General features: G+C 54.6%; 9 protein-coding genes. 3 read left to right on the forward strand and 6 right to left on the reverse strand.

All coding sequences use genetic code 11. The features are described 5' to 3' along the window. On the reverse strand, nt 1-1498 hold a 1498-nt coding region (locus tag ACR0C6_RS18960; protein ID WP_480620679.1), incomplete at its 3' end, for a right-handed parallel beta-helix repeat-containing protein. A 481-nt stretch (nt 1499-1979) separates the two neighbouring features. On the opposite strand from ACR0C6_RS18960, the gene ACR0C6_RS18965 reads away from it, so the two are divergent. Continuing rightward, nucleotides 1980-3251: a right-handed parallel beta-helix repeat-containing protein gene (locus tag ACR0C6_RS18965; protein WP_480447489.1), complete on the forward strand. Its 1272-nt coding sequence runs from the start codon at nt 1980-1982 to the stop codon at nt 3249-3251. A gap of 113 nt (nt 3252-3364) precedes the next feature. Beyond that, the gene (locus tag ACR0C6_RS18970; protein WP_480447490.1) at nt 3365-4801 is read left to right on the forward strand and encodes an O-antigen ligase family protein; all 1437 of its coding nucleotides are present in this window, start codon (nt 3365-3367) and stop codon (nt 4799-4801) included. Here ACR0C6_RS18970 and ACR0C6_RS18975 read toward each other — a convergent pair. Genes ACR0C6_RS18975 through ACR0C6_RS18990 form a run of 4 tightly spaced genes read right to left on the reverse strand, consistent with a single transcriptional unit; the run spans nt 4721 to nt 8608 of the window. Beyond that, nucleotides 4721-5401, reverse strand: coding sequence for a polysaccharide deacetylase family protein (locus ACR0C6_RS18975; RefSeq protein ID WP_480447491.1), 681 nt, complete (start codon nt 5399-5401; stop codon nt 4721-4723). The two genes, ACR0C6_RS18970 and ACR0C6_RS18975, sit on opposite strands and share 81 nt — an antisense overlap. Then, nucleotides 5398-6441, reverse strand: a complete 1044-nt coding sequence (locus ACR0C6_RS18980; RefSeq protein WP_480447492.1) for a lipid II:glycine glycyltransferase FemX — start codon at nt 6439-6441, stop codon at nt 5398-5400. Before ACR0C6_RS18980 ends, ACR0C6_RS18975 begins: the two co-directional genes overlap by 4 nt. Continuing rightward, nucleotides 6438-7658 carry a GNAT family N-acetyltransferase gene (locus tag ACR0C6_RS18985; protein ID WP_480447493.1) on the reverse strand — a complete coding sequence of 407 codons (1221 nt, stop codon included), beginning with the start codon at nt 7656-7658 and terminating at the stop codon, nt 6438-6440. The genes ACR0C6_RS18980 and ACR0C6_RS18985 overlap by 4 nt, the downstream gene beginning before the upstream one ends. Continuing rightward, a complete protein-coding gene (locus ACR0C6_RS18990) occupies nt 7655-8608 on the reverse strand; it encodes a glycosyltransferase family 2 protein (protein WP_480447494.1) in 954 nt (317 codons plus the stop codon). Before ACR0C6_RS18990 ends, ACR0C6_RS18985 begins: the two co-directional genes overlap by 4 nt. Before the next feature lie 230 nt (nt 8609-8838). On the opposite strand from ACR0C6_RS18990, the gene ACR0C6_RS18995 reads away from it, so the two are divergent. Then, complete coding sequence (locus tag ACR0C6_RS18995; protein WP_480459139.1) at nt 8839-9993, forward strand: DegT/DnrJ/EryC1/StrS family aminotransferase; 1155 nt, start codon at nt 8839-8841, stop codon at nt 9991-9993. A 46-nt stretch (nt 9994-10039) separates the two neighbouring features. On the opposite strand, the gene ACR0C6_RS19000 is transcribed toward ACR0C6_RS18995, so the two are convergent. Then, the gene (locus ACR0C6_RS19000) at nt 10040-11566 is read right to left on the reverse strand and encodes an oligosaccharide flippase family protein (RefSeq protein ID WP_480620682.1); all 1527 of its coding nucleotides are present in this window, start codon (nt 11564-11566) and stop codon (nt 10040-10042) included. Nucleotides 11567-11844 lie beyond the last annotated feature (278 nt).

The following is an 11844-nucleotide window of genomic DNA, read 5'->3' on the forward strand; positions in this document are numbered from 1 at the left end:
TCGCCTCTGCCTCGGTCTGAGGCTGCTCAGTAGCGGGAGGTGTCGCCTCTGCCTCGGTCTGAGGCTGCTCAGTAGCGGGAGGTGTCGCCTCCACCTCGGTCTGAGGCTGCTCTGTGGCCGGAGGGGACGTCTCCACCTCGGTCTGAGGCTGCTCTGTGGCCGGAGGGGACGTCTCTGTCCCGGTTTGAGTTTCTCCGGTATCGGGCTGGCTCGTCCCAGTGTCAGGCTGGCTTGTCCCGGTATCAGGTGGGTTCACCCCGATATTGGGTTGGCTCGTTCCAGTATTGGGCTGGGATGGAGCGCTGATCACAGTATACCCGTTGTTTTTGAGCCAATCGATGTAAGGGCCTGTAATGCTGTTTGCGAGGTCCGAACCTGCATTTGCCAAATCCGCCGGGCTTCCTGGTATGACGACGTACTGATTGTAGCCATCCGTCTGCGCCGTGGCCTGATAGGTAAAGTGCTGGTCGTACTCTGTGGGCTTGATTAGGACATTGTTGCCGACGTTCCAGTCCGGCTGACCACTATGCCCCAGAATCTGCGACGTGATGTTTTGGGTGATCGCGACATTACTGGAGCCGTTCGATACGAAGATGAGCGGAATTTCAATGCCGCCTGTCTGTGTTTTTTCATCTACGTGCAGAACGGAGTTCTTTGTGATGGTGATACCATCCGCACCGTAAACCGAAATGCCATGCAGATGGCCGTTATAGATCACGTTCCCTTCGATCAGGACATTGTGGTGGATGACGTTCGGGTCGCTGAGATCCTTGCCGTCCCCACCAAACCAGATGGTCTGGGTGTAATCTCCGTTGCCCATGTCAAAGACGTTGTTGCGGATGGTGATGTTGTCACTGCCGCTGCCGTTTGCGCGCTGGACCTGGATCATGTCACGGTGATCGCCCGCGCCCGCAGCGCCGCCGAAATCGTGAATATAGTTGTTCTCTACCAGGATATTATCGACATTGTCGAATACCAGACCATCCGAGCGGATCGAATGAACGTCGTTCCCGGTGAAGCTCACCCCATCGGAGTTAAGAGCGATGGCGCCCTTCCACCATTTCGAGAATTCGGTATTGATGACGTCGATATTGTTGGAACCGGAGATCATCAGTCCGGTGCCATATCCGGTGCCATCCGCAGATGTTCCGGTGCCGCTGGCAAAATCACCTTCGAAGTTCGAATTCTGGAATGTGATGTTCGAACTGTTGGTGACGCTGAATTTATTCTGGAAGTGATAGTCTCCAGAGCTGTACGTGTAATCGAATTTGATCGTGTCGAACGTTACATTCGACGCCCCATTGAGATGCGCTTCAGAGAAGCTTGCGCTTGCATTCGGATCAGCGGATTTAATCGTTACGTTAGATGAAAACTGTTTACCATTCAGGCTGAGCTTGCCGTAATTGCCGGCCGCAAGCAGTATTGTTTCCCCACCTGTCGCCTGTGACAAGGCCTGGTTCAGCTCTGCCGCAGAGGTTACCGTAATTGTCGTCGACATATTTCACCTTCTGTTTCATAGGCGCTGTGAGTGGCAGCGCACGAGTTCCCGCACACCCAGGACAAATGGAACAGCTGCCCGAGGGCAGTAGAGTGGCCTAAATATGGCTATGTTTGGAAATTGTTGCCTGCATTGGGACAATGACGTCCCTTTGCCTTCATTTCCGAGTGAACTCGATACTCGATACTGGGAATTGTTCCACTTCCCTTGGCGGTTGACGCCTGTTTGGATAATTGATTCCCGTTAAGCAACAATGAACACATAATTGCCACTATTCCGGCGCGTCCTTGCGTATCTCTGGTAGGTGTCGGCAATGAATTGCCCGGTGCCCCTACGGCAACTTGCAGATTTAATTGAGACCACCCCGGAAAAGCACCGCTGAGTGTCTCGGAAATGTCATGCGATCCGAGGGGCACCACAATAGACAGTATGCGGGGGTTCGACTAAGCTTTCGAACGGTCGCAGATCAGAAAGGTACGTCATGTCCAGATCACGTATTCTTGCGCTGGCAGGTACGATCCTGCTGTTCTTTAGCCCTGCCTTGCATGCAAAGACCCCTTGCGACAGGCAGCAATTCAAACCCAGATTCACGGCCCAAACCCAAGGTCAGGCTATTTCCGACGCAGCAACGCTGGCAAGTGCTTTGCAGAATGCCCGTGGCGGTGAGGTCTATCTGCTTGCACCGGGGAACTATGATACTCTGAAACTGGGCAAGGCTTACCCGTCGCCGGTGGTGATCAGATCGGCTGACCCTGCCAGCCTCGCGTGTTTCAGTGTCGCCATTCTTGACGGGGCCGAAAATGTCCATCTGGATGGCATCAGGTTCGACTATACCTTCAAGAACGCTGACCCGTATCATCTGGCCAACTTTGTTGTTCGCAACAGCCGGAACATCACTATCTCCAACTCCGTGTTCAGCGGGGATGTCGCACGCGGCACCGGAACGCCAGAAGATGGGGCGGGGTTTGGCACAGGTCTGCTGGTGTTCCACGCCGCCAATGTTGATATTTCAAACTCCGAGTTTCTCACATGGTGGAAGGCGATCATCGCTATTAATACAGACGGCATAAAGATCACTGACAGCGACGTGCATTCGATCCGCTCGGATGGTCTGGTGTTCGACAATGTCGACGACATCCTGGTTCAGAACAATTACATCCACAACTTTGGCGGGGCCGATGGAGTTGGCGATCACCGTGATATGATCCAGATCCAGCGGGCCAATAACAGTGGAAGCGCCAATATCACGATCCGGGACAATATCTTCGATGTAGGTGCAGGCGACTTTGCCCAGACGATCTGGGCCGGCGGAGATGGGAAGAACATCGGAGACCCCGAGGTACGGCATCGGAACGTGTTGATCGAAAACAACATGATTTACAACGGCCATGTCCACGGCATCTCCATCTACGGTTCCGACAACATTTCGGTCAGAAAAAACTCTCTGATCAATGTTCCTGGTGGCCATTCTGTGCCGGTGATCAATATCTCACCAGACTCTACATCCGTTGTCATCGAACAGAACGCCGCGGCAAACATCATGGGGTATGAAAACCAGCGCGATTGGGTGCTTCTTAACAATGCCATGATTCAGGATCAAAACCCGTCTCAGGAAGGGTATTATGATCAGCAGTTCATCTACCATGCGTTGGGGCGGGAAAAGGGTTATAATGAGTTTGGCGTGCGTCCCGGCAGTCTCATGGATCGCCTGAATGCCGGATCAACGCTGGCAAAGAACTATCCCACTCAATGAAGACTGACATGGATGATTTCCGCTGGCGTGTTTAATGGCAAGGGCGTGGCTATGAAAGCCACCAGTTTTTTTTGGTTTTGAAGAGTTACTTGAGTTAAGGGCAGGAAATTCGAATGATCGCTGTTTCGTCAGCCAAAACGAGAGAACAGGTGGCAAAACCGCTTGTCCTGATGCTGCTTGTCATATCTTTTGCGATGCCATTTTATTTCTTCCTCGGCGGGCTGAAACTCAATGGCTATCGTGTGATCCTTCTCCTCTATATGTTCCCCGCAGTTTTTGGGTGGCTGAGCGGTAAAGCAGGTAAAATCAGGGCGGTCGATTTCTTAGTAATCGGCTTTGCGTTCTGGGCCAGCCTGACTTTGGCCGTCAATCACGGCATTCAGGAACTGTGGCAGTTCATCGGAATGTTCATAATAGAAACGCTAACCCCCTATTTTATTGCCCGAACTTATATTCGCAATTTGGATTCGTTCCGGTTTTTTGTGAAATGCCTCTTCATTCTGATCATGGTTCTCTTACCGTTTGCGGCTTATGAAGCTGTCACGGGTAAGATGCCGCTCCTGAATCTGTTTGGGAAGGTGATGAGTGTTTATCAAAAGTGGTATTTTCCACCGAGACTGGGATTGCTGCGCGCTCAGACAACGATGCCGCATCCGATTTTGTTTGGAGTGTTCTGTGCACCGGCTTTTGCACTTACCTGGTATGTGTTGGGATGGAATAAATCCTTTAACAAAAAGGTTGGTCTCGTTTCCATCGTTGGGGGCACCGTCTTCTGTTCCTTGTCGTCGGGTGCTTTCATGAATGTCATACTTCAGATGATGCTGATGGCGTGGAACAGGATATTTTGGTTCCTGAAGAATAGGTGGAAAATTCTTCTCTATATTTTCTCTTTTTTGTACTTCGTCGGCGAAGTCAGTTCCAATCGGACTATGTTTCAGATATTCGCAACACACTTCACTTTGACACCGGGCACCGCATTTACGCGGATCAATATTTTCACCTTCGCCTCTGACGATGTTCTGCAGAACCCGTTGTTTGGAATCGGGTTGAATGACTATACGCGACCCCACTGGATGGCCATGTTGACCACGGTGGACAATTTCTGGCTGGTGATAGCATTGCGGCATGGATTCCCGGGGCTGTTTCTGCTGTTGGGTGCGGTGTTGGTTGTCTTTTTCCAAGCCGGCAACAGGAATTTGACCGGCGCCGTCGCAGACGCCCGTCTTGGGTATTTGATTGCGTTGCTGGGCCTATGTGTTTCCGCGATCACGGTGCATTTGTGGGACTCTACCTTCTGTTTCTTCATGTTTCTTCTGGGGGCGGGGGTTTGGCTTTTTGATGCTGATGATCAGGAAAGCCAGGGCGGCGACAGTGTACAGACACCGACTGAAGGCAGGAAATTGCGTTATACGCGGTTTCCACAGATTGTTCCGGGTGAGTTAACAGCAAGGCGGGCTGTCAGAACCGGTTCAGCCGGTCGTCATCCAGCGCCGCCGAGACATTCCCAAAGCCCGCCGCAAACGGCGCAGGGGCGGCATTTGACCGGATAAAGTGGCACCCATCTCGTGCGTGGACATATCACCACGCAACGAAGTCCGTGGCCGCAGAAAATTGTTTGCGCGCCAATTGCCGCCATCGCTTGACCAGGCAGCGGTGTACCCCGCATCGCGCAAGGCCCGAAGGACCCTTGCGTCATAGCGCCCGAAGGGGATGCCCGCCTCTGTCACCGGATGTCCGCAGATTTTTTCAAGCTGCGCACGTGATGCGCACAGCTCTTCGGTCAGTGCAGCATCATCCAGGGTGGGCCACGCCGTGTGAGCAATGCCATGACTTCCAATTGTCATGCCCGCGTCGCGCAGGGTGTGAAGATGTTCGACATCCAGCGAGCCCACCTGCCCGATCCGATCGGTGAGAACGAAAAAGCGCCCCCGGAGGTTACGGGCCGCAAGGGCGGGCAGGGCAATACTGTAATCTGAAAGATTGCCATCATCGAAAGTGATCGTGAAATGGCCCGGATCGGGGGCTTGGGCGATCTGATCCAGCGCATATTCGAATTGACTGACTGACAGCCAGTAAGGGGCCTCGTCCGGTTCCAGGGCACGTTCCGGTGTGCCGATGCCGTGAAAAATGATACTCGTTCCAGTGGTCATTGGCGTGCTTTTTTCAAGCGGGAATGAAGCGTTTCGGCGGTGCCTATCAAAGCCGAACCCAATCCGGCGGGTCGGTATTCATAAGGTCCGGCCGCCAACAAGTCCGTTCCACCGGTCCGTTGTTTGAATTCTGTGACGGTCGGATTGATGTCAGGGTCGATACCGTCCAGATCGTACCATTTTATGCCCTGTGTCCGATGCCGCAGGATGGATTCCCACATCAGATAATGGCCGGCATTGCAGCGGCGCCCCACATCCGTTGTCGCGCCAAACAGATAGACCGCGAAATTTCCTGTCCGGCCGATTGTCATGCCGGCTATGTCGACACCATCTTTTTGGGCAAACAGAACCTCGTGGGAAAAATCAGCACCCTGAAGCGGGTAGTAGAATTCGGGGGGAATATCAGGTTGCTCGAACCCTTTGGCGGCCTGCACCTGTTGATAGAGTTCATGAAATCTGCCCGAGGCTTCGGAGATCGGGGCGCTTTCCAGCGACAGATCGCTTTTCAACGCTTTGCGCAGATGGTTGCGCCATTTGCCATGTTGCGCCTTAAGCAATATTTCTTCGTCCTGATCGCAATCGATGATGACGGTCCGATAAGGCCGGGAACGATCGGTGGGATGAAACCCCGCCGAGGCCGCAGACCGATCTATTACCGGAACGTCATGAAATGGCAGGGCGGGAAGCCGCAACCGAAGGATATGGCCGGTTTTCCGGGCATAGGCGCGCAGTGCCGCAAATGTTGCATCCAGCCGGTCCTGGTCGATTTCGGGCTGTTCGCGGTGATGCATCATAGGGCCTGCTGCGATCCAGGCGATACCACGCCCCAGGCCGGGCACGCGCTTTACGCGCAGGCAGGCCGCAGCGGTCAAGTGACCGGCCTGATCTGACAGGGTGATAAAATCAGTCGTGGCACCGATCCGTTGTGCCGCGGCCTGCGCATACGTCAGGGTCTGTTCGTATGTCAGATCGTGAAAACTGGCGCTGATCCGGGGCCATTCTTCTGCGGTGACTTTCTGAAACGAGAGGGTCGTGTTCATAATTGCATCCGTATCCAGCTGCTCCAGAGGCTGTTCGGCCGGATTCCCAACCGCGGGCGGACTTTCAGGAACCAGACACGGTAGTAAAAGAAATGCAAGGCATCCGCCCACAAAAGCAGTGCACGGGCACGAAGCCGCGCGGAAGCCCGATCAGGTGCCAGAACGATATTGTAAAGCGGCACCAGATCTCCTCCGTAGCTCAGCTTATATTCATACTCGCCGGCGCCGGCTTCAATCAGGTGCGTATCCTGATCGATCAGCTCTTCAACACGCGCGACCAGACCGACGCGGCCCAGGCCAGCCTTTGCAAATTCGGCATCGACTTCCCGTGCATTGAGCCACCAAAGCACCTTGCCATTCAGGGTGTAACGTAACTGGCTGGACAGCAGCGTTTCATCCCGCCACTGTTCATCGATTGCCGCATGGCCTTTCGGGCTCAGGCGTTGCATCAGGCTGCGATAGAACGCTGCCGCAACCGGCCAGTCGGAAAAATGCCCCCCTTTCCCGGCGGCCTCCCATTGTCGTGTATGCAATGCGATGAACCGATCCATCATTGCATCGACGGTTTCCGGCGTGGAACTGACAGTGCGCAAGACCTCACCTGCCGGTGTCAGGCGCTTGATGTCCCGCCGGACTTCGCGGCGGCGGCTTTTCGAAAGCGAGGCCATAAACGCATCAAAGGTATCAGGCAGAGTCATCAGTGTATGCCCGCGGGTGCTGATGTCGCGTAAAACGGATAGGCCACGCCCATTCAGGGCACGCAGGTTTTCCAGTTGTCCTGCGCGTTCTGACAATGGCGACAGGCTTACGACGCTACATTTCAAATGATCGGTCAGGTGTTCAATGACAGCCCCGAGAACTGTGTTTTCGTAACCGGCGGCAATGGGCAGTTCCATGACCGCGAAATTAGGATCCACGCCCGCCAGCCGGGCGACGCGCACCGGAATGGGGCCGGCCCAAAGGGTTTCAACGCAAAAGGGCAGAACGCCAACAAGCTCTGAACCGTTCCGCAGAATATAGCTGACGGGATGCCGGCTGGCGGCAAACGTTTTGCCGTAATGGTCCCACCAGGCAGATTGCCAGTCGGACAGGAAATATATCTCGGCACCGGACGCTGAGACAAAACTGTCCCAGCTGGCTTGTACGCTCAGCTTGTGTGCAGGTTTTTCGACACACTCAAGCTCGATATCTGCACTGTTGGAAATGGCGTCCCTCATGCCATCGGTTCCTGACCGAAAAGATGATACCGGATTGCCGCTCCGGACAGGCGCAGCCTTGCCTTGCGATCAGGTGTGGCGCGCAGAAGCCCGATCAGTCCAAAGGCAATTCCGCGCAACATTGCACTGCTCAGGAAGATCGCGCGCGTTATCAGCTCACCACTGCGGCCATAGTGCTTTCTGGCGTAGATCGTCTTGCTTTTCTGTTTTTGCACATACATGCGCGATTTGATCTGAGCGGTGCTTTTCGAGCCGCCTTCAAGATGCAGAATCCGTGCCTCAGGCGCGAAGACGCAGCGTTTGCCAACATTGCGGATACGTCGGCACCAGTCAGCTTCTTCCGAATAGATAAAGAACGCGTCATCCAGCGAACCGACTTCTTCGAAGACCGGGCGTGGTACCAGCATGAACATGCCCGACACCACATCCACGTCGCGCTGCGTTGTTCGGTCCCAGCCCCCATATTCGGGCCAGGTAAACAGCCGTTTCAGCCCGAATTCGATCACTGCCAGGCTGAGCGGTCCGGGATCGGCAAAACAGGTCAGCTGGATGGTTTCAGGGTCTTCGAAGACCTGGCAGCCGACGCATCCGACATCCGGATGCGCGTCGAGCCAGGCGCTCATTACATCGATCGCATGATCCAGGATGATCGTATCGGGATTAAGCAGCAGCAGCTTGGCGCCTGTAGCAATCTCGAGCCCTTGATTGTTGGCAGCGGCAAAGCCCAGATTTTCGGTATTCGCGATCAACCGGACCTGAGGAAATTCATCGGCCACCATTTCAGGTGAGCCATCGCTGGAGGCGTTGTCGACAACGATGATTTCGTGCGGCAGCCGGGTCTCATGCGCAATGGACGCCAAGCAATCCCGAAGAATGTCCCGGGTGTTCCAGTTCACGATAATGATAGATACAGCGTATTCGCTACTCGTGCCGGGCGGCGATGAAACCATGACGCTTCGCTCTCGTTAACCACTTACATTCCAAATTTTAACCACTGCCACATTCTGTGAACACTTAAAACGTGACCGTACCGGGACCGTTGTTGTCGAAAAGTAGCTATAAAAGTCAAATCATTTAGATCAGTATATTGAGGTAATATTTTGACGGTGCGAAACCTTGAAAGACAAGACAGTATTAAGATCGGGTTTGGGTAAATTTTGGCCTCTGGGTTTGGCATCGAATGACTGACCGTGGGAACGCACTTTATTGCGGCGATCCTGTCATGCGGTTGTCCGATCTGTTTCGCCGGGATTCTGCTGGCGGGTACACGGCCCTGTTCCAGGACCGGTCGGTGTTTTGGAGCTATAATACCCGTGTGGCAATCCGGGCGTCCTGTGACCTTTTGGGGTTGCAGCCCGAGGATGAAGTTCTGGCACCCGCCTATAATTGTGGTTCCGAGGTCGACCCGCTGATTGATGCGGGCCTTTCGGTTCGGTTGTATCCGGTTTCCGAAAACCTGCGTGTCGATCCCGCACGGATTGCGCCACTTATTACCGGGCGGACGAAGGCGATATATGTGATCCACTATTTTGGTGTGCTGCAGCCATACCTGGCGGACCTGCGGGCCTTGTGCGATCAGCATGGGCTGCGGATGATCGAAGATTGTGCATTGAGCCTTCTCAGCGGTGCTTCGCCGGCAGAAGGCCGCACCGGAGACGTATCGGTTTTCTGCTTCTACAAATTTGTGCCTGTTTTGGGTGGTGGGGCCATGGTCATCAATGCGCCGGACCTGAGCGCCAGGCATCCGTTTCCGCGACCTGCCCCGGGCAAGGCCGTGACCAAAACACTTTTGCGCGCTGGTTTGGCAACCGTATTGGGGCTGTCCCGCATGCAGGCAATGCTTCAGAAGGTACGCGGCCGACAAGAACCGCCGCCCCACAGTGACGGGGATCAACCGGAAGACATTCCGGGGCACTATTATTTCGACCCGGCGCTGCGCGGCGCACAGATGAGTGTCTTCACATCCCGTCCATTGCGGGCCTATTCCGTAGCAGAAACCATTGCGATCCGGCGGTCGAACTGGCAGCGGTACCGGGATGTTCTCAACGAGTTTCCCGAGATACGCATGCTTGTTCCGGAGCTTCCGGTCGATGCCTGTCCGCTGAATATGCCGATCATAGTCGCGGGGCGTGACCGGGTCGTACGGGCGCTGCAAAAAAGCGGGATTGGTGCCACTGCCTGGTGGGCGGGCTTCAACCGCAATCTCGACTGGTCAGGGCAGGCCGAGGCTATGACCCTGAAAGACAATGTCGTATCTTTGCCAGTGCACCAGTACCTTTCGGCTGCGCATATCGATCACATAATAGCGCAACTCAAAAGTGAACTTGTGGCCTGATCAGGCGGGCGGTTTATGCAGAGTGAGGTCAGCGTAACCGGGGCCATCACGCTGCCTTGGACAGCTTGCGTTTGAGTTTTGCGGCAAGCTCCAGCGCCAGGCTCTCGAACCCTTTTGGCTTCCCGGCAAGGCGCCAGAGCAGCAGATGTGTGCCAACATAGACAAAAACTCCGACGAGAACTTTGACCGAGAACCGTATACGCAGCAGCGGCAGGTCTTCCGCTGTCTCGTAAGCCCATCCCACTGCGTCGCCACTGCCATAGGCACTGCTGACAAATAGAACGGCAAGCAACATGGCAAAGGTCGACGCAAATGTACGCCAGGCCATCAGGATCGGTGCCAAAAACCCACCGGTTCCGAAATCCTTGGCCATGATCAGCGCCAGACCGATCGCAAACAGGCTGGCGGCTCCGGAGCCGAGGATCGCGCCGGTAAAGCCGTAGTTCGATCCCAGCACCGTCAGCGCAGTTGTGGCGATCAGCAGGATCGTGTTGCGGAGAAACAGGCGCTTTGTAGAGCCTTCGACGTAGCTTGCAGACCGAACATTGGCCTGCAATGTCTCGATCGCTTTCAAAGGGGCAAGCACCCAGATGACCTGTGCGGCGGCCAGCCACTGATAACCGGCCACGACAACGATCAGGTGATTGGCAACCAGAGCCATGCCGACACTGGCTGGAACGATGATCCCTAAGAGGATGGCGTTGGCCCGTTCGAAGGCTTCCCGGCTGGAGCCTTGGGTCCGGGAAGTATTGGCAAGGCTTGGGTAAACGACCCGTTCTAACGGGCCGATGATCTGGCTGGTGAACAGGACCACAAGGCGATAGCCGACCCTGAAAATCCCTGCATCGGCCAGACCCAGCATGCTTCCGATGACAATCTGGGGCATGTTGTTGATCAGAAACTGGGTGATCTGGGCCCCCAGTGACCATGATGACACATCAATGCAGTCATGCCAGCATCGGAGCGTTAACCTGGGCCGCATCGGGGCAACGGAAAAGCTCCAGATGACCCGGATGACCTGAGTGATGACGCTGGCGACCACGATGGCCCAGTAATCACGCCAGATCCATGTGAGGCTGATGGCCATCAATGTATATGCAATTCGGCTGGTCGTTTCTTCGCCTGCGATGAAACCGAACCGGAGATCTCTTTCCAAAAGTGGGAAGCGTGTGCTTTTGATGGAAGTTGCGATGGCAATGAAGCAAAGCGGGGGGATCAGCGATGTCAGTTCCGCAAGCCCGAAGAATGTCATCAGAGGGGCGCTGGCCCAGATAAGGAGTGCCGAAAAGATGCCCAACAGCACCTGCATCGTGAACACGGTGTTCAGGTGATCGTCGGTGATTTCGGGCTGGCGGATCAGAATCATGGAAACGGCCCGCTGGACGATTTCCAGAAACGCGGCCGCGATTATGAAATAGGCAATGATCCCGAAATCCGTCGGCGTCAGAAGACGGGCCGTCACAACCAATGTCAAAACGCCCAGAAACTGGCTGAAAACGCCCGATGCAAACAATGTTGCGGCCCCTCTGGTAAGGGTCGCGCTGTGATCGGGTGTGCCCGGGGCGATCGTCACGCCTGGTTCAACTGGAGGCTTCAAAAGACTTGCCTTTCCATACTCGGAACAAAAAACTTATCAACGTACCAATGTTTCTAATCTGGCTACCCTCAACATCGCTTCAAAAAACCAGCACTTGCTGTTCTAGGAATTTAGTCGGCTGGCTGCTAGTCAAACCTGTAAGTATATTTTTGTGTTGAAATCGCATGTTTTTCCAGTTTCAGAGAGGTACACCATGTTTCAATCAGTACCGTCGCAGCGAGTCGGCGCTGAATATTACATAGCAAAATGAAGTT

The sequence above is a fragment of the Ruegeria sp. AL12 genome, from assembly GCF_056540885.1.

Coding starts and splice junctions, on each gene's coding strand:
- ACR0C6_RS18975 (WP_480447491.1), bottom strand. CDS start 5,401: ATGACCACTGGAACGAGTATCATTTTTCACGGCATCGGCACACCGGAA.
- ACR0C6_RS18970 (WP_480447490.1), top strand. CDS start 3,365: ATGATCGCTGTTTCGTCAGCCAAAACGAGAGAACAGGTGGCAAAACCG.
- ACR0C6_RS18985 (WP_480447493.1), bottom strand. CDS start 7,658: ATGAGGGACGCCATTTCCAACAGTGCAGATATCGAGCTTGAGTGTGTC.
- ACR0C6_RS18995 (WP_480459139.1), top strand. CDS start 8,839: ATGACTGACCGTGGGAACGCACTTTATTGCGGCGATCCTGTCATGCGG.
- ACR0C6_RS18965 (WP_480447489.1), top strand. CDS start 1,980: ATGTCCAGATCACGTATTCTTGCGCTGGCAGGTACGATCCTGCTGTTC.
- ACR0C6_RS18990 (WP_480447494.1), bottom strand. CDS start 8,608: ATGGTTTCATCGCCGCCCGGCACGAGTAGCGAATACGCTGTATCTATC.
- ACR0C6_RS18980 (WP_480447492.1), bottom strand. CDS start 6,441: ATGAACACGACCCTCTCGTTTCAGAAAGTCACCGCAGAAGAATGGCCC.